Raw genomic sequence first — 18722 nt, forward strand, 5'->3', positions numbered from 1 at the left:
TTTTCTAACTTAGAAAATCAAGAAGCGACCTTTCCATTCTCCCCGTTTTAAGATCCGACTCTTTCACCCCTATAACCTCTGCTATTCTCAACGCCGCTGGTATTATCTGTCTCTCTATGTAGTAGTCGATATCTATCTTTTTTATATCGTCAAGGAGTATATACGGCAACGCCCTCTCAGATACTTTTTCGCCTCCTTTAACTATGACATAGCCTATCGTAGTGCCTTTGCCCACTCGATAGCCGTGTCTCTTGAGAATTTGCGCAGCGTGAACATGAGGCGGATACGCCTTATATTCGTCTAACTCTTTGTCTAGAGTTTTCCATATTATTAAATCATCAATGTTAAACTTGTAATTTTTCAGTCGTTCTATTATTTCTCTAATATATTTTATAACGCCATGTCTAGCTTCCACAATATCTCTTGACTTAAGTATAATCTCTATAACTCTTAGCTGAACGTCTTTGGCAAGTTCACTCCAGTCTCCCCTCACGACCTCGAATCCCACAATATCTATACGCCCATCTCTCAATAAGCCAGCGTACCTCTTCTTAGCCTCCGTGAAAAGCACCTTGGCGTAATCCTTGTCCACCTTTATGTCTATGCCGTACTTCTCCTCCACGTACTTGATCAGTTTGTCCACGTCTCCATGTTTTTTGACAAATAGGCTGTCTGTATCGCCATATACAACCACAATGCCCAACCTTCTAGCTTGTTCAATAACGTCTTTTAGAATCGCTCTGGCAAAAGCCGTCACAGACTCGGCTACCTCCCGCTTATACCACCGGGCCCCCACCCAGCCCAAGTATCCATAAATGGCATTGGCCATAACCTTGAGGGCACGTTGTCTCTCGTCTAAGATCTTAAACTCTGGCGAATCTGGGGGGTATTTCTTCGCCTCCTCTCTTACCGCCTTTCTAAGCTCCACCAAGCTCTTCAACACCTGAGGGACGAAGCCTGGTGGGCTTCTCCTAAACCTATGCCCCACCTCGGGGGCCACGTTTACACCCTCGGGCGGATCCGGCTCGCCGGGCTCTAGGTACGTATCCGGCGATAGGTTGTACTTCATCATGATGTTAGGGTACATGGAAGAGAAGTCAAGTACAAGCACGTCTTCGTACATCCCGGGCTTTGGCTCAAGCACGATGGCCCCCTTATATGGTTCGTACTCCCTCTCCTCTCTGTTCGGAGCTACCTCGCCCAGGCGGTACGCGTACCTAAGAAGCATCCACTCTACCCTGTTGCCCACGCTCGCCGCTGCCACCTGATCCAGCGGTAGCCCAGATACAGAAGACAGTTGTATTAAAAACGGTAGGAGCTTGTCGGCAAGTCCTAGAGTGGATCGTACGTCGTCTAGAACATACCGCTTAAGTAGAGGTCTTTTATTGGGGTCTTTCCAGTATTCATAAATCTTGTGGCCTGGGATCAACACCCTCTCTTCTCTTTTCATTACACCAAAATATTCAGCAACACGGTCAAGAGTCTTTAGCTTAATCTCCGGGAACTCTTCCACGATGTTATAGAGATCTACATTTGCTCTACCAACGATAGACCAGTGTCCATACACGCTCTGTTGAGGGGGATTGCTCAGTCTATCAACCTTGAGCGGCACGCCGACGGCTTTCGCACGCTCTACTAAATAAGGCCAATCAAAGCCGTTGGAATTATAGCCAACAATTACATCGGGGTCATAACTTCTGATAAAATCCACAAAAGCGCGCACAACCCCCCTATCGTCTTTCCCACTAGCTTCAAAAACCTCCTCGTGCCCATCGTTTGTCTTTATGGCTAACATAACCACGGGATCTCTGATAGGATCGGGAGAGCCGCGCTCGTTATAAACCTCGATATCAAACGCCATAACTTTCAATGAAGGGGGAAAGCCTTCGTCAATCCCGTACCACTGAGAGACAACGTATGTGGGAATCCCGCCAAGTCTACCCCCCTCTTCTACCTCTGCCACATTCCAACTACAGGGCACTACCCCCATGTCTATCATATATCGCATGTAAAAACGAATATCTGCTTCATAAACGCCAGAAACCCTTGGTATCGACATTGCGGCTTCTCTAAGTTTCCTGACATCCTCAGGAATTTTAGCAATAACTTTCAAAAACTTCTTAGACCTTCCGAGGAACCTCCTTTCAACTATTTGTACATCGTCTATTGGCGCAACTCGCGACAACGCAGTCTTTAGAGCAGCTGGTTCACAAACGGCACAATCGACGTAGAAATACGGCTTAAAAGATCTATCGATAAGTACAACACGCTCACCGCTGCTTAAAATACCGAAAATCCTAATCTCAGGAACACTACCAACTACGGCATATGTAATGTCGAGAGGCCAAACTTTTAGTTCCACAATGCTTGAAACAAATATAAAAATAAATTGATTTACAGTATATGAACGCTGTGGCGGAATGCTTAAAACAATTACCTCGCAAACCGGGCACGGCGCACAACTATGTAATCGAGTGGCTACTTAAAAAGCTAGAAGAGGTATGAAACTATACCTCTCCTTAGCTGTATTAACGGCGATATATATTATCGCTCTTACCCTTGGCGTTACCACAGCTCCTTCATCTCTGTTATGGAACGGGGTAATAGGATTTATGCTATCTATTTCACTTGTACTCTCCGTAATACCTCTGATAGGCCTTCTGTTTTATGAAACAGCTTTGCAAATACTGACAAGCTCTCTAAACCCCCCTGTGGATATAAGCCTATTGACGTGGATTTTAAAAATAGCCTCATTTATAATAAATATCTTATTTACCATCGCTTTGGTACTCTACGTCTTACAGAAAAAGAGGGCATACGCTAGAAGAGTTATCAAGACATTGTTGTTCTAAGCCGTCTGTCCCTACGCCTAGGGACTTTCTCTAGCTCACGCCTTCGTTGGTAGTTGAGATGTTTCGGGTGTGGTCGTCGGATATAGGACTACCCCTTCTCTATAGTGAATTTAAGCCGCGTGTCAAGCATAACGACAGCATGAGTCTGTGTGTATACACCTTTATCTTTCTCAATCTTCTGCCGAATATCTCGGCGACATCTCCTCTTCTATATCCCTTTAGAAAGTGTTAAAGAGTGGCTTAGGAGGTCTAGAGTTAAGACATGTGGCGTCTTAAGCGTGGAGTCACTGGACTATAACCGTTGGGAAATGCCTACATAATTACGCCGTCTATAACTCAACGCTTTCTTTACTAGCACATAATTTTTCAGGAAAACTCACCAATACAATGATTTTCTCTCATCGAATTTCAAGAATTTACGTCAACCCTAGCGCGGATCTCAAAACATGCCATTTAGAAGTCTTCTTGAGAATATTTAGCGAAAAACTGAGAGATAGTTTGGGAATAATAGAATAATATAACACCGGCGCATATGGCTGCGACAAAATAAAAAATGACGAAGCCCCGGCCGGGATTCGAACCCGGGACCTCCCGCTGTCTCGCTGACAGATACGAGGCATACGCGGGGCGTTACCCCAGGGCGCTCCGACCGGGCTGAGCTACCGGGGCTTAAACTAAATATCCTCTATGTTAATAAAGTTTTAGCCATTAATAGCGACTATTTGCAGAAAAGTTTTAAAATGCGTCAGAAGCAAGGGCTGTATGGTTCGACGCTTTAAACCCGCTGTTAAATATAGACGCGGTAGCAGGACACACGGCTGGGGCAGAGTAGGCCAACATAGAAAAAGCGGGAGCTCTGGCGGTAAAGGCATGGTTGGCTTCCACAAACACAAGTGGTCTCTAGTTATGAAATACGGCGAAAGTGGCACAGGATGGCCCTTCTACGGAAAACACGGCTTTAAACAACCACCCACTATCGCCATCGAGTGGAGGCCTATAAATGTTGGCAGTCTCTCCGACATAATCAAAGAGCTTAAAAAAGAGGGAAAAATCGCAGAGGAGGGGGGCAAATACGTCATTAGACTCTTGGAACTTGGGTACAACAAGCTCCTAGGCGGGGGCCATATAGATGTGCCAGTTATAGTTTATACTCCAGCCGCCAGTAGAACAGCAGTTGAAAAAATTGAAAAAGCTGGCGGAGAGGTGAGAATAATTCCACTCATACACAAATAAATGGATTTTCTAACATTTATACCAACGGTCTCAAGGCCGCCGGGTAGAGTACCTCTTTCTAGAAGACTTTTCTGGACTGCAGTAGTAGCCGCAGTATATATCCTAATGACGATCACGCCACTCTACGGAGTACAACATCAACCTCAGCAGGGAACTCAACAAGCACAACAACTACTTTCCATAATATTCGGCACAGCATATGGCACGCTTGCCCACTTGGGCATAGGCCCTATAGTTATTGCAGGAATCTTACTGGAGGTATTTGCTTTCTCAGGCATATTAGGATTAGATTTAAACAAACGTGAAGACCGGCTTAAGTTTACGCTGTTATTAAAATGGACAGCCTTAGGCATAGCGGCAGTTGAGGCAGTGGCATATGTACTAGGAGGACAATTCGGCCCAGTGTCGCCGCTAGTTGGAGCTTTTATCGTAATTCAGCTACTAATAGCGACAGTGATTATAATTCTCCTAGATGACCTAATGTCTAAGGGCTGGGGTATCGGTAGCGCTATAAGTCTTATAATATTCTTAGGCGTTGCTCGCCAGATATTTCTCAGTTTGTTCTCTTGGGATGTCGTAGTAGATGTCAACGGCCAGGCGCATGTTGTAGGGCTAATACCAGCTCTCGGCGCCGCGTTTTATGATCTATTCGCTCACGGAAATGTAGCTCCGCTAATTAGTTTAATAAATAGGCCGGTAGTGCTACAGGGACAACAATCCGTCACCTATCTCCCAGATATCTTAGGACTACTCTCTACCGTCCTTCTGGGGTATATAATCTTATATCTTGAAATGATGAAGGTAAATATTCCAGTAACAGCTGGACAATATAGGGGGATAAAGTTTAGCATCCCACTTAGGTTCGTCTACGTCTCAGTTTTACCAATAATCTTTACAACGTATTCCCTCCTCTTGCTTGGCCAATTATTATTCCCCTTCAGCCAGTATAACCCCGCAATTTATTACATCGTACGAGTCATATTTCTGCCGCACCGAGATTTCTTTGACATGCCGTTGCTAATTATACACTACTTAATTTACGTAACGCTTGCTATAGCCTTTGCTTGGGTCTGGGTTCAGCTGGCTGGTCTCAGCGCAGAGGACCAGGCAAAACAGTTTACCCAGTCGCAATTGCATGTCCCTGGCTTTAGACAAAGTGAAAAAATACTGGCAAAAATCTTAGAGAGACCTATAAATGCGCTTACAATAATAAGCGGGTTTATTGCTGGATCTTTCGCCGCACTTGGCAACATCCTCGGCGTATGGGGTAGCGGGACCGGACTTATACTTCTCGTCGAAATCGCACTACAATACTATGCATTAGTTATGCGCGAACAGATCCTCGAGATGTATCCAGGTCTAAAGGAGGTATTAGGCAGATAATTTTTAAAACTACAGATTATCGGAATGCTATGGGAGGACGGCAAAGGACAACACTATTTATGACTAGTGAAGAAGAGGCAAAGAAGTTAGGCTTGGAAACAGGAGAGGAGGAAAAAGAAAAGAAGAAAAAAGAGGAGAAAAAAAGTTCTGAAAAACAGAAAAAGAAGTGAGTTTTTCAATAGCAGTACCCCACGACTTTCTTTCAGAAGCCCCCGACGAGGCTAGCAAAGTGCGCAAACTAGGTTACTTAGCTAGAGCTGCGGCTATATTTAACGTTGAGACAATAATAATATATTACTACGGTAGTCCACTTAGGGAAGAGATCGATTTCGCCAAAACAATCCTAGAATATGTCGTAACACCACCATATCTTAGGAAGAGACTTTTTAAACTAGATCAACGGCTTAAGTTGGCAGGACTTCTCCCCCCTTTGAAGATACCGAGCCATACCGTGTCTCTTGAGCCAAGAGTTGGCGAAATACGCGAAGGTGTGGTCGAGCGATGGGACGGTTACTTTTCGCTGGTGTATATAGGCGGTGGGAAGTATGCAAAAATTCCAAAGCCTTATCCGGTGGGCTCACGTCTCCTGGTAAAAATAGAGGCGCCAACGGAAAGACCTGATACCTATAGAGCCTCTGTGTATAGAGGCACCCCTCCTGCGTATTGGGGCTACAAAGTTGAGGTAAGGCCTTTACAGAGTTTAACCGAGGGATTTGATGCCATAATTTTGACAGGAAAGGAGGGGAGGTCTGTATGTGAAGCTAAGCCAAAGGTAGGGAAGAAGACGTTGGTTGTATTCGGAGGCCCGAGAAAGGGGGTTGATGAGATATACAAAGAAGCTGGCATTGAACCGCCTGGCGAGCTTATAAATTTCGTCCCACGTCAAGGCGTTGAAAGTATTAGAACAGAAGAGGCAGTTTTTATCGTCCTCTCAATTCTTAACTTGTCAAAGTGCTAAATCAGCGAAAACCCCTCTAGCCTAACACCTCTTTCAATAGTTCTATGCGGCCACACCTTTACATTTTTTAAATAGGCGCCCTCCCCCACAGAAACGTTATCGGCAATTACCGAATCTTCTATCACTACACCATCCCCTATATAGACATGTCTACCAATAATTGAGCGTCTTATTGAAACTCCACGGCCTACGTATGTACGATCCATTATTACAGACTCTTCAATAGAGCTTTTTTCTCCGATAATTACGTAGTTATCTATAACAGACTCCTTTAAATACGTCTCAGCGCCTATCTGTACGTGTCTTCCTATCAATAAGGGCCCCTCTGCTCTAATTATATTACTTCTGATGTTATCACCGATTTTCTCCTTTAGAGCCTTTGATTGTAAACTTGATCCTTGTATATATACATGCGACACTACCTCCTCGGCTTCTAACTCGCTAGAGTTCAAATGTCTCAACAAGTATCGCACTGCTTTGAGATAACGCTCTGGAGTTCCTATGTCAAACCAATAGCCCTTGGTAACATAGCCATATACAGGCAATCCGCTTTCAATACAAGTTGGTATAACGTCTTTTCCAAAATCCATTCTACCCTCTACGTAAAGTCTCTGTCCTACCTCCCCTCTGAAGAAGTTTCTAAAGTCTTCAGAAAGTATATAAAGTCCTGTATTTACTAAATTACTTGGAGCTTCCTCTCTCTTCTTTGGCTTCTCTACAAATTTTAATATGCGCATGTCCTCATCTACCGCAACGACGCCGAACTCTTCCAAGTTTTCTATCTCTTCCTTCAGCGCTATTGTTAAAAACGCCTTTTTAGACGCATGGAAGTTATACATATTTTGTATATCTAGTCTAAAGATGTTGTCACCCTGTACTACAAGCACAGGCTCGTTAATATCGTAGTATTCTAGAGTCGTAAGAACCGCCTCCGCATTGCCTCTAGTCTCCACCCTAGGCATATATCTAATCCTTATTCCTTTACCATATCTTATATAAAACCACTCCCCCTCACGAAAGTAATCGTATATATCGCGGTAGTTGTGATAACCCCGTACACCGAAGTAGAACTCTTCTACGCCTTGTTGCGCTAAGTGTAAAATTGAAAGCTCGATAAGCGGTCTGTTGAGAAAACGCACCATAGCTTTTGATGTCTCCACAGTTAGAGGCTTGAGCCTAACGGCCTCGCCTCCTACTGGTATCACAGCGATTTTTACCATGTATTATTTTGCCCCTCCTTTTAAATTTTCTACAGAAAACCGCACTAGCTAAGAGCTCTAAAAAATGCAAATTGTCTAGCCTTCTCGTAACATTGTTCCAACATCTCTACCGTATGTTCAATTCTAAATTTCCTATTTACATAGTTCACTATGTAGTGCCGCGGCGGCGGTTTGTAACGACCGACGGCTATCGCTTCTATAGCTCTTCCCAAGTTTTCAACATCCTCTGGCTCAACTAAGAGACCCATTCCGTCTACAATTTCGGGTAGCCCGCCGGTTTTTGTCGCTATAACTGGCGTGCCAAGCGCCATAGCTTCTATTGCCGAAATACCGAAGGGCTCCCATCTAGATGGCATAATTAGTGCCTTTGCTACATAATGTAATGCTTTATAAAGTCTCGGCGGTATCTTTGCCACAGAAAGAGCCGCCCTTCCCCGTCTTTCCCAGACCAAACTTTTTATATATTCTTCATAATCCCGCTCTCCCGCTGGAAGACCTAGTATAAGTAGCCGGGCACTGGGGGCGTAATCTAGGGCTTTCAGAGCCAAGTCTATGCCCTTTTGATATGTTAGTCTCCCCACTGTGAGAAAGAGGGCGCCGGCTTTTTCCAGACCGCCTATTACGCCCATACGTTCTACCTCCTCCACAAGACGCCATGTGTCCTCCTCAGAAATCCCCTCGACGTCTTTAAGAGACCAATCTGTGGCGTTATATACAACACAAGTTTTTGGACGTAGCCACCCTCCATACTTACGTAGAAGCTCCTCTAAGTAGCCGTAGCTAACTGTAGACACTGCATCTGCTTCCACTACGCCAAATCTCTCGACGCTTCCCCACCCCTCGTCCCATACTGCGTTGTAATACTCCCAGCTGTGGCAACAAACTCTCCAAACTGGGTGTTGTCTATTGTACAGCCCGCTCCACTCAGCGTAGTGCCAGGGAAATCTATAATCCCAAGATAGGTGAATTGTGAAGAAAAGCGGCAACGCCAAGCCCCTTCTCTCCGCTAGGTCTTTTAGAGCTACTCCCGCCAATACTGTAGGCCAGTCGTTGATATGTATTAAGTCGGGTAATCCAAAGCGTTCTGCAAACGCCGTAACTGCCCTGGTTAATAGAGATGCTTTCTCCTCTGTATATTCATAAACACCCCATTTGTCAAATATATGGCCTGTGGCATAGTCAAGGCCTTTAAACATCACTACTTTCACGCCTTCTATAAACGTCATCTCTGCGCCTAGGCAATAGGGGTATAGCTTACCGTCTAACCCTCTGCGCTCTCCACATGTTTTAAAGTCTAGAGGGTATAGTTCAAAACCTCTCTTGGGATCTAAATGTCTGCCGTGGCTAGGCATTAGTACTGTTACGTCATAGCCTTTTCTCGCCAAACCAACAGCATACTGTCTAACAGCCTCTCCAAGACCCCCCACTTTTACCAATCCGCTAAACTCCATTGTCAGGATATAGACACGTTTTATCTGCTCTGGCGCGTACATATCAGCTAAGTATCCTCCTAGCCTCGTCTGGCGTAAGAAGAAATATGTCGACAAGCCATTTCAATAAGTCTTCATAGTTACGTCTCTTGAAATTCGTATCTACAGACTTTAGCTCTTTCAACGAGCATATCCTTACGCCTTGGCCATAGAAACATCTCTCATCGTTAAACACAAGTCTCTCTGCTGCTTCGACATTCCACCTCTCTCTTATTTCTATCAAAAGCGCAACTAGAGCAGCCATATAGACATCATGCGCCTTATATGCAGAGCCATATGGGCTGAAGTAAGAGTGTACCTCTCCTGCAGGCCCTGTCTTTGTGGCTTGGTAATAAAAGTGGTCGCTCGTAGAGAGCTCTCTCCAAAGCCTCAGCGTCTCACCACCGAGAGCCTTGGCGTATGGGTAAAGCCATGCAAGGAGGGCAAAGGCGTTGCGTTGAATTTCGTTGCCCAACCACGCAGATAGGTCTCTCTCGTCTGCCCAACTGATGGTGGCCCAAGGGGGCACGTCGTATACGTCGCGAGGCGGATGGCGAGACGCCGCCTCAGAAACTGTAGCGAACCTGAGCCGCGGTCTTTTCGCTATCTCTCTCGGGAGCCACCTGAGAAACTCGTAAATGCCTGACTCTGGCCAGTGGTGTTCTCCAAAGGTTTCGTAGTCGACGGCTATAAACACTACATCGCCTGGAGTGGCCTCTAGCCAAGTTGCGTATTTATCTGCTGTGAGTGGCCACTGGTCCCACCACCGTGCCCCAAATCTAAACCCTATGTCGTCGCTAAGTCTGTAATTACGAACTAGAACTCTTACGTCGCAACCCCATGCTTTATAGACGTAGTTGGGAGAGCGCCATCCCAAAACCCAGTCTACCCCCTCTGTAACCACAGTCTCAAAACCCATTGAGTATAGAAAGCACGCGATGTCGTTGTTATAAATAAACTCTGTATTTTCAGCAGCCCTCGGTCTTATGCCAACTAACTCCTCCACAGTTTTTGCCTGTAACTCTATCTGTTCTCTAAATTCTTCCCTATCTATAAACCATACAAGACTATGGTAATAAGTCTGTGCAATAAATTCAGCCGCCTCATGTGAGACAAGTTCGCGAAATAGCTCTAAAACATCTGGGGCGTGCCTCCGGAACTGTTCAAGGGCTAGGCCGCTTAAGCTGAAGGTTACTTTGAAACCCGGCGTTTCCAACGCCGCTTCATATATGATCTTGGTGGCCTTCCGGTAGACTCTCTCAACGACCCTCTTAAGAATTGACATATTTAGCTCATCATAGAAAATTTCTATATCGCTAGGCTTCCTCGGGTAAATTCGGTAGATGTCTGGCCTTATACGGCGGGGCTGGTGAACTTCGAAAAAGAGCACCACATCCATAGAATCATCAACGCATATCGCTAAATATTTAACAATGAAGTTCTTTAGGCAATGTAACAGGCAGATTTATGTAGAATGGCAATGTTTTTTAACTCTAGCCAAAGCCAACAACATGGCCGGATGGCAGGGAAGAGTCCTAAGAATTGATCTTACTAAAAAGAAAGTTGTTGTACAAGAGCTAGACGCCTCTGTTGCAAAGGCTTTCATAGGCGGGCGGGGTCTTGCAATAAAGTTACTATGGGACGAATTGCCTCCTGGCGTTGACCCGCTGTCACCATATAACAAATTAATATTTGCCGCAGGCCCCCTTGTCGGATTGCCAGGGCCTAACTTTGGGAAACTTGTCGTCGCCGCAAAAAGCCCTCTCACAGGGGGTTATGGCGACGGTAATATAGGCAGTTGGGCTGCTGTAAATTTGAGAAAAGCTGGATATGATGCATTGGTAATAGAAGGCAGGGCAGAAAAGCCGTCCTATATATACATAGAGGGCGAAAAAGTAGAGATATTAGACGCTAGAGACTACTGGGGGCTTAACACTTGGTCTGTGGAAGACAAATTACAAAAGATACATGGGAAAGACGCCGCGGTGATTACAATCGGCCCTGCCGGAGAGAACTTAGTACGCTATGCCACTGTAATTTCACACAAGGGGCGTTCAGGAGGTAGACCAGGCATAGGCGCCGTTATGGGGTCTAAGAGATTAAAGGCCGTGGTCATAAAGGGCAAGGGCGAAATACCTCTGGCAGATAAGGCATTGTATCAAAAGGCAGCCATTGAAGCAGTGAAAGAGGGTATGGCAAGCCCGAGCTACAGCTTTTGGATGAGACAGGGAACTACCTCAACTGTAGAGTGGGCACAAGAGGCGAGCGTCTTGCCCACATACAACTACTCCGAGGGGCAGTTTGATGAATTTTCTAAAATCGGCGGCAATATGGTGGAGAAGTTTGAGACAGATCTCAAGTCTTGTCCACTTTGTTTTATGGCATGCGGCCACTGGGTTCCTGCCGAATCTGGCACTGTAGAAGTAGATTATGAGAACTTAGCTATGTTAGGCTCTAACATAGGCATTGGCGACCTGTATAAAGTTGGTGAACTTAACAGAATTGCAGATACTATGGGCATAGATACTATTTCTCTTGGAAATGTCTTGGGTTATGTCATGGAGGCTTCTGAGAAAGGCTATGGTGACAAACTTGGTTTTATAATCGAATGGGGCGATTACGAGGTTGCAAAGCAGCTAACATATGATATAGCGTATAGGAGAGGATTTGGCGATTTATTAGCAGAGGGCGTAAAGAAAATCGCTGAGAGGATAGGCGGCGAGGAATTCGCCATGCACGTCAAGGGACTTGAGGTCTCCGCGTACGACTGCCACGCTGCGCCTGCAATGGCATTATCATATGCCACATCACCCATAGGGGCTCATCATAAAGACGCTTGGGTAATAGCTTGGGAGGTTAAGACAGATAGATTTGGCTACACCAGAGAGAAGGCGGCAAAAGTTATAGAACTACAGCGGATAAGAGGAGGGTGGTTTGAGACTTTTGTCGGATGTCGACTACCTTGGGTAGAAGTTGGGCTCTCCCTAGATTGGTATCCCAAACTTTTTAAAGCTGCGACAGGCATAGACGCAACACCGGAGTATTTCAACAAGGTGGGAGATAGAATTTATACGCTTATCCGGGCGTTTTGGATAAGAGAATACGGGTGGTGGAGCAGAGAGCTAGATATGCCGCCAGTTAAGTGGTTTAAACAACCGCTTAATAAAGGTCCTCTGAAAGGTTCACGCCTAGATTACGAGGGGTATAATAAGCTTCTAGACTATTACTATGAGATACGCGGATGGGATAAACGCGGCGTGCCTACAAAAGAGACTTTGACGAGTTTGGGTCTAGAATATGTAATACCGCAGCTTGAAAGAGTAATAGATCTTCAATAGTTTTAAAGGGGGGTTTCCCCAGCAATGTGATTATTTCAATTACGCCAGAGCTTGGAATAGAGGTTGTAAAAAATTTCGCGGGAGGACTCGGCGTCTTAGAGGGCGACAAATTCTATGCAGCTGCAAGGCTCGGGGTGCCATATACAGTCATTACACTTTACTACCTAGAGGGATATGTGAAATATAGAGAGGAAAACGGAGAGTTAATCCCAACTGCCGAAGGTAATACATTGGATAAACTGTCATTTTTAGACAACTCTGAAGTAGAGATTAGAGGAGACAAAGTTGTAGTCAGTTACTATACATATCGGCTAAACAGTGCAACAGCGGTATTTATAAAAGTTGAAAAGCCTGACTGGGCTGTTAAAGCAACTAGGAGACTATATTATGAAGATACGGAAGCTGAGCGTTTTTATAAGTACGTTATTTTGGCTAAAGCCGCAGTTGATTATATAGAGCGCTTCGTGGGGTGGGACAACGTCAAATATCTAGACTTGCAGGAGGCATACACAGTATTTACCCTACTCTACAAGAGACATCCAAAGGCCAGGCTTATAATTCATACACCAGCCCCCTGGGGCCACCCGACGTTTAACAAGAGGTTTTTCCAAGAGGAATTTGGATATGATATGGCTATGAATCCTGTCGTTTTAACAGAGGTAGGACTTGCGATGGTTTCAGAGGGCATCGTTGTGTCAAAAAAGATGAAGAAAGTGACGTGTAACACATTTCCCCACCATTGTCATAAAATCAAGCCGGTTACAAACGCCATCGAAATTACGAGGTGGGAACACCCCAGTATTACAAATGTAGATAGCCCCGAGCAATTAAGAAAGGCTAGAGAGGTTGTAAAAAGAGAGGCGCTGAAAGCTTTGGGAATAAATGTACATGACAAAGTAGTAATTTCGTGGGCTAGACGTATTACACATTATAAAAGGCCACATTTCGTGCTTCAGCTTATAGAAGACATAAATAAAGATGTCGTATTTATACTAGGGGGTCGCGCACATCCCAATGACAAATATGGCGTTGAAATGATGAACCAGTTTAAAAAAGCCGCAGAAAACATGGACAACGTATACTACTTCCCAGACCTAGACATCGACACTGCCAAAAAGATAATATGGGCCTCAGACATATGGCTATTTACGCCATTTAGCGGCTGGGAGGCGTCAGGCACCTCCTTTATGAAGGCCGGCGTAAATGGAGTGCCGTCTGTAGCGTCTCGCGATGGCGCAGTTATAGAAGTTATAAGAGATGGATACAACGGGTGGCTCTTTGGCGAAGATAGAGATAGACTGTTGCCGCTAGACAGCCCAGATATAGACCGGGGAGAGTACCACGAGTTTAGAAAAAAGGTAGAAGAGGTGTTAAATGTCTACAACAGTGGGAAGTATTGGGAAGTTGCATACAACACATACGCAACGTTTAGACAGTATTTCTCTATGGACCGTCTTTTTAAAGAATACAGCTACATATAGCTTTTATCCTATACAACAAAGTCTACTGTGGAACGTGTCTTAATAGTGAGGGTAGGCGAGCTAACCATCAAGAGAGGCAAGACACGTGTAGAAATGGAAAGACTTTTGCTAAGAGCCGCCAAAGAGGCGGCAACAGAATGCGGCAACGTTAGATTTGTCAGAGAACCCGGGAGGATATATGCACTCGGCGATATCGACTGTTTAAGAAATAAGCTCTCGAGAGTATTTGGCGTAAAGTCTGTAAGTCCGGCGTATGTAATTATTTTCGAAAAGATAGAGGATATTGTAGATGCAGCGTTAAAACTCTGGGGTAGCGCGGTGGCGGGGAGAAAGTTCGCCGTGAGAGTGCATAGAGTTGGTGAGCATAGCTTTACGTCTAGAGATATAGCTATTGCAGTAGGCGCCGTGTTAACAAAAGCAGGAGGCAAAGTGGATTTGGAAAATCCAGAAGTTGAGCTTTTTATAGAAGTGCGTAATAACCGCGCGTTTCTATACACAGAAGTTATAGAAGGGCCTGGCGGCCTTCCCATAGGCTCAGAGGGAAAGGTCTTGGCGTTGGTATCAGGCGGAATAGACTCGCCTGTCGCCGCGTGGATGATGATGAGGAGGGGGGCTCATGTCGATGTCTTTTACTGTAACCTAGGCGGTACATTTGTCGCCAGGCTTGTCGTAGAAGTTATAAAGAGACTTCTCTCTTGGTCCTACGGCTATAACGCCCGCGTAGTTATTACAGACTGTGCACCTATAGGCCGCACGATACGTAGAAATGTTAAAGAAGAGCTGTGGAATATCGCTTTTAAGCGCGCGTTATATCTCACAGCCCGCAAAGTGGCAGACATAGTTAGGGCAACTGCACTAGTGACGGGCGAATCGTTAGGGCAAGTATCGTCGCAAACTTTACAAGCCCTAGCTGCGGTTGAGAGAGGGCTAGATATTCCAGTTATGAGACCCCTAGTAGGGATGGATAAAGATGAAATTATACAACTGGCCAGGAAGATAGGCACATACGAGCTGTCTATAAAGATACCGGAGTATTGTGCCATATTTAGCAAGAGACCTAAGAAGTGGGCCACTAGAGAGGAGATAGAGGAGATAGACTTAGCGATATACGACGCAGTAATAGAGGTTGTGAAAAATATAAAAATTGTCAAGAAACGAGAGCTAGATAGCTATATAGCGTCTCTATCCCCCCCGCAAGACATAGAGATAGAAAGCTTGCCTCCAGACGCCGTTTTGATAGACTTACGAGACCAAAAGTCTTTTCAAAAATGGCATCTCCCAGGAGCTTTAAGAGCCGACCCAGACGACGTACTAACATTAGTAGATAGACTGGGGCACGATAAAACCTACGTCTTTTACTGCTACAGCGGAGGTCTTAGCCTAGACGTCGCCGAGAGTCTCCGCAAATTTGGAGTAAAGGCGTATTCGCTTAAACTACGTAAATAGACTATTGAAATCCCCTATATGGTGTCTGGTTTTCCCAGATAGCCAGCCCGCGGATACGCCTTTTGGCAACCGCAGACGAGGCGGTTGAATCATTGGAGCCCGGCAACGACCCTCTGCAGTGCGCCAGACCTCAGAGTCGGAGAAGTCGTTCATAAAGATGGTTGATAATGAGAGTGAAAGTTGTTGTTTAGTCTTTTCCGTCCCCGATATAGCCCTCTTGCCTATATGTGTAGCACATTGTTGCGACCGTCGTTAGATTATGAACAGAGTAGAGCATCCTCCTGTTTCTCTCTTGGTGTTGTAAGTTCATCACATCATTGAACCATCACCGTCACACCGTCCAAACATAATGATCCTTTCCCCAGCTCTCTAGACAGTCGGTCTCCGATCGCGACGAGACAAATCATTTTTACCATTCATCGCAGAGATACGACTTATCGCAAGTCTGATTTTTCAGACTGTGGCGTACCTCGTCACACAGTCGGCAAAGGGACACGACATCACATATCGCATATAATTGACGTATATAAGTTCTCATAATTTATGCAATGTGAATATTTACTACGACAGCGGTATATATGTTGAAGGCCGTAAAACTAGGTTTGTTGTAGATCCAACAGGGCCGATAAAGAGAGATGTAGATTTTGTATTAGTTACACATGGTCATAGCGACCATATATCTCGTTATGTCTTAAGACAGTTGGTAGTCGCAACTCAAGAAACTTTCGTTGCCATGTATATCCGTTTGGGCAGTCTACCTACAAGGCGTATAACTGTCGCACCAGGCAAATTCTTAGAGTTAGACGGTGTACATATAGCAGTGTTAGAGGCAGGACATATATTGGGCAGTGTTATGTATCTTGTAGAGATAGACGATTTACAAGTGCTTTTTACAGGCGATTTCAATACCACAGGCACAATTTTAACAGATGCAGCTGAGCCCGTGGATAAGCCAGATATACTCGTCATGGACGCCACATATGGAGACCCAGCCTATATATTTCCAAATAGAGCCGAGGTATACAATGAGTTACTAGATGTAGTTGAGAGATATACTACTAGCGGCAAAGTGGCTATAGTCGCATATCCGTTAGGCAAAGCACAGGAAGTCGCAAAGTTATTTGGAACCAGAGCTGGAGCACACATCACGGTGGCAAGATATAATAGAGCCTTAGGTATTCCAACTGGCATGGAAAAAAATGTGGTAATAGTACCAAGCCTAAGGTCTGCGCCAACTGGGTATTTCAAGGTAGAGGTTAGTGGTTGGTATGCAGAAGAAACTACAAAGAGAGAAGCAGCTAAAAGGGGAGTATATGGAATCCCTTTAAGCGACCATAGCGATTTTCCCAGCCTAGTGGAATTTGTAACAGAGACGTCTCCTAAATTAATATATACCGTTTATGGCTTCACGGAGAGATTTGCAAAACATCTTAGAAGACTTGGTTATAGGGCGTATACAATACCTGGCATTATGGGACTTGCGAAATTTTTCTAATGTAACTATCTAAAACAGTCAAAATAACTGCAATAGAGGAGGTTCGTCACTAGGGAGGTGGAGAGCCTTGGCACCGCCGCCCGACGTGTAGAAACGGGGGTGTAGAATCGCGGTCAGAAATCTGACCAGGAGGTCAAAGGACATGACGTAGACGATCCGGAGCTTAGAGATAGAATATACCGAGCCGGTTTTAGGAACGTGCTTAGGGAGATCGTACAAAAGGCGAGGGAGGGGATGCCGGTGGTGGGGTGGACTCAGGGGAACCTCCTCTCTCTGCCCGCGGTGCGGGAGGCTTGTGAGGAGTAATGTCCCCGGCGCCCACGCCCGAGACATCTCAAATGTCGATGAGAGAGTAGGCGAGAAGAAAGTCCCTAGGCGTAGAGACAGACGATAACAGATATAATCTTCTGTTTCAGCAACTTCGTGATGAGAATCATGCCCAAAGGCAAAATGCCTGATCCTGGGGTAGCTGATCTTTAATAGTTTACTTAATAAAGCTAAGAGACGCCGATAGGAAAGCTTATATATGGAATTAACTTTATGACTCATGGCTACCAATAGAAGAGATTGGTTAAAAATTGTGGCTTCTTTCGTGGTAGGCGCCGTCTTAGGCTCCGGAGGCACATATTTGGCGCTACAAAGTATTAAGTCTACAGTTGAAAGAAGTACCGCCAGTGCTACTACAACCAACGTTAGGGAAGCTGCACGTACGACAACAGGACTTCCCAAGATGAAGATACACTTTATATACGTAGGACCCATCGGCGATTACGGCTGGACTTATGCACATGAAATGGGCAGGAGGTATCTCGAGAAGAAGCTGTGTCCAAATCCAAACAAATTATGTATCGTAGAAACAGCGTATACCGAGAACGTCCCTGAAGACCAAGCATATGTCTATATAAAGAGAGCTGTCTCTGACGGCGCCCATATGGTATTTACCACCTCTTACGGTTTTATGGATGCCACAAAAAAGGCGGCAAGAGAATATCCAGATCGCTTCTTTGCCCATTGTTCTGGCTTCTTCAAAGACCAAGACGAGTGGGCTGCTCTCCCTAACTTTGCCGAATATTTCATAGACCTCTACGAGGCTTACTACTTAAACGGGATTGTTGCAGGGAAGATGACAAAGACAAATAAATTGGGTTACGTTGCCGCGTTTTTAATTCCAGAGGTAATACGTCACATGAACGCCTTTTTAATAGGCGCTAGAGAGGTGAATCCAAAAGTGACCATGGACGTTATACAACTTGGTTCGTGGTATAATCCCCAGGGCGCGAAAAAAGCCGCAATAACGTTAGTCGAGTCTAACGGCGCAGATGTCTTAGCATTTACGGAAGATTCGCCCACTGTATTACAAACAGCTGAGGACTATCAAAAACAGGGGAGGACTGTGTGGTCTTTTTCACACTACAGCGATATGTCACAATATGGGCCAAAGGCCCATTTGACAGGCCAAATCGTAAACTGGGGACCTCTATATGTAGAGATGGCTATAAGAGCGTATCTCGCATGGGTCTCAGGCGAGATGTCTATATGGTCAGAGTGGCCGCCTGAGAGACCACGGGACTACTGGTGGAGTATGAAGAATTCTTATACATACTACGATTACAGGAGAAATCCTGCAGATATTATTCTTCCGCTTAACTCAGCAGTACCCGACGATGTAAAAACCTATGTTGAACAGAAGAGGAAAGAAATTATTGAAGGGGTCTGGGACCCCTTCACAGGCCCCGTTAGAGACATTAAGGGGGTAGTTAGAGTTCCAGATAGAAAACGGTTAAGCAAAGACGAGCTTTATAACATGGACTGGTTTGTAGAAGGCTACGGACAGCTACCGACCTAAT

14 protein-coding genes and 1 tRNA gene are annotated in these 18722 nt (G+C 45.2%); 10 read left to right on the forward strand and 5 right to left on the reverse strand.

Annotation, left to right across the window (positions count from 1 at the left end; translation table 11 throughout):
* Positions 1-4: 4 nt before the first annotated feature.
* Positions 5-2362 (reverse strand): DNA-directed DNA polymerase, encoded by a 2358-nt coding sequence (locus PISL_RS04965; protein WP_011762712.1) that lies wholly within the window; start codon positions 2360-2362, stop codon positions 5-7.
* Between the two features lie 139 nt (positions 2363-2501).
* Here PISL_RS04965 and PISL_RS04970 point away from each other — a divergent pair, with 139 nt between their 5' ends.
* The gene (locus tag PISL_RS04970; protein ID WP_011762713.1) at positions 2502-2852 is read left to right on the forward strand and encodes a hypothetical protein; all 351 of its coding nucleotides are present in this window, start codon (positions 2502-2504) and stop codon (positions 2850-2852) included.
* A gap of 560 nt (positions 2853-3412) precedes the next feature.
* On the opposite strand, the gene PISL_RS04975 is transcribed toward PISL_RS04970, so the two are convergent.
* Positions 3413-3521: transfer RNA gene (locus PISL_RS04975), tRNA-Thr, on the reverse strand.
* Positions 3522-3614: 93 nt separating this feature from the next.
* Between PISL_RS04975 and PISL_RS04980 the strand changes: the two genes are divergently transcribed.
* Genes PISL_RS04980 through PISL_RS04990 form a run of 4 tightly spaced genes read left to right on the forward strand, consistent with a single transcriptional unit; the run spans position 3615 to position 6426 of the window.
* Entirely contained in the window at positions 3615-4085 is a 471-nt protein-coding gene (locus PISL_RS04980) for an uL15 family ribosomal protein (RefSeq protein WP_011762714.1), read from the forward strand.
* Complete coding sequence (gene secY, locus PISL_RS04985; protein ID WP_011762715.1) at positions 4086-5468, forward strand: preprotein translocase subunit SecY; 1383 nt, start codon at positions 4086-4088, stop codon at positions 5466-5468.
* A gap of 29 nt (positions 5469-5497) precedes the next feature.
* A complete protein-coding gene (locus tag PISL_RS10710; RefSeq protein ID WP_011762716.1) occupies positions 5498-5638 on the forward strand; it encodes a hypothetical protein in 141 nt (46 codons plus the stop codon).
* Complete coding sequence (locus tag PISL_RS04990) at positions 5635-6426, forward strand: putative RNA uridine N3 methyltransferase (RefSeq protein ID WP_011762717.1); 792 nt, start codon at positions 5635-5637, stop codon at positions 6424-6426. The genes PISL_RS10710 and PISL_RS04990 overlap by 4 nt, the downstream gene beginning before the upstream one ends.
* On the opposite strand, the gene PISL_RS04995 is transcribed toward PISL_RS04990, so the two are convergent.
* The 3 genes from PISL_RS04995 to PISL_RS05005 are packed head-to-tail and all read right to left on the reverse strand — an operon-like array spanning position 6423 to position 10514.
* Positions 6423-7646 (reverse strand): nucleotidyltransferase family protein, encoded by a 1224-nt coding sequence (locus PISL_RS04995; protein ID WP_011762718.1) that lies wholly within the window; start codon positions 7644-7646, stop codon positions 6423-6425. The genes PISL_RS04990 and PISL_RS04995 overlap by 4 nt on opposite strands.
* 44 nt (positions 7647-7690) lie before the next feature.
* Positions 7691-9139 (reverse strand): glycogen/starch synthase, encoded by a 1449-nt coding sequence (locus PISL_RS05000; RefSeq protein ID WP_011762719.1) that lies wholly within the window; start codon positions 9137-9139, stop codon positions 7691-7693.
* A 1-nt stretch (position 9140) separates the two neighbouring features.
* Positions 9141-10514, reverse strand: coding sequence for a glycoside hydrolase family 57 protein (locus tag PISL_RS05005; RefSeq protein ID WP_011762720.1), 1374 nt, complete (start codon positions 10512-10514; stop codon positions 9141-9143).
* 112 nt (positions 10515-10626) lie between these two features.
* On the opposite strand from PISL_RS05005, the gene PISL_RS05010 reads away from it, so the two are divergent.
* From PISL_RS05010 to PISL_RS05035, 5 genes are all read left to right on the forward strand, one after another.
* Positions 10627-12453: an aldehyde ferredoxin oxidoreductase family protein gene (locus PISL_RS05010; RefSeq protein ID WP_053240328.1), complete on the forward strand. Its 1827-nt coding sequence runs from the start codon at positions 10627-10629 to the stop codon at positions 12451-12453.
* 26 nt (positions 12454-12479) lie between these two features.
* Positions 12480-13934, forward strand: coding sequence for a glycogen/starch/alpha-glucan phosphorylase (locus PISL_RS05015; protein ID WP_011762722.1), 1455 nt, complete (start codon positions 12480-12482; stop codon positions 13932-13934).
* Positions 13935-13961: 27 nt separating this feature from the next.
* Positions 13962-15380 (forward strand): tRNA uracil 4-sulfurtransferase ThiI, encoded by a 1419-nt coding sequence (gene thiI / locus PISL_RS05020; protein ID WP_011762723.1) that lies wholly within the window; start codon positions 13962-13964, stop codon positions 15378-15380.
* 550 nt (positions 15381-15930) lie between these two features.
* Positions 15931-16875 (forward strand): MBL fold metallo-hydrolase, encoded by a 945-nt coding sequence (locus tag PISL_RS05025; RefSeq protein WP_011762724.1) that lies wholly within the window; start codon positions 15931-15933, stop codon positions 16873-16875.
* 547 nt (positions 16876-17422) lie between these two features.
* Complete coding sequence (locus tag PISL_RS05035) at positions 17423-18721, forward strand: BMP family ABC transporter substrate-binding protein (RefSeq protein WP_011762726.1); 1299 nt, start codon at positions 17423-17425, stop codon at positions 18719-18721.
* Position 18722: the final 1 nt, after the last annotated feature.

Source organism: Pyrobaculum islandicum DSM 4184, assembly GCF_000015205.1.
In the GTDB taxonomy this organism is placed as follows: domain Archaea; phylum Thermoproteota; class Thermoprotei; order Thermoproteales; family Thermoproteaceae; genus Pyrobaculum; species Pyrobaculum islandicum.

Coding starts and splice junctions, on each gene's coding strand:
- PISL_RS04980 (WP_011762714.1), top strand. CDS start 3,615: ATGGTTCGACGCTTTAAACCCGCTGTTAAATATAGACGCGGTAGCAGG.
- PISL_RS05000 (WP_011762719.1), bottom strand. CDS start 9,139: ATGTACGCGCCAGAGCAGATAAAACGTGTCTATATCCTGACAATGGAG.
- PISL_RS04995 (WP_011762718.1), bottom strand. CDS start 7,646: ATGGTAAAAATCGCTGTGATACCAGTAGGAGGCGAGGCCGTTAGGCTC.
- PISL_RS10710 (WP_011762716.1), top strand. CDS start 5,498: ATGGGAGGACGGCAAAGGACAACACTATTTATGACTAGTGAAGAAGAG.
- PISL_RS05005 (WP_011762720.1), bottom strand. CDS start 10,514: ATGGATGTGGTGCTCTTTTTCGAAGTTCACCAGCCCCGCCGTATAAGG.
- PISL_RS05010 (WP_053240328.1), top strand. CDS start 10,627: ATGGCCGGATGGCAGGGAAGAGTCCTAAGAATTGATCTTACTAAAAAG.
- PISL_RS05035 (WP_011762726.1), top strand. CDS start 17,423: ATGGCTACCAATAGAAGAGATTGGTTAAAAATTGTGGCTTCTTTCGTG.
- secY (WP_011762715.1), top strand. CDS start 4,086: ATGGATTTTCTAACATTTATACCAACGGTCTCAAGGCCGCCGGGTAGA.
- PISL_RS04970 (WP_011762713.1), top strand. CDS start 2,502: ATGAAACTATACCTCTCCTTAGCTGTATTAACGGCGATATATATTATC.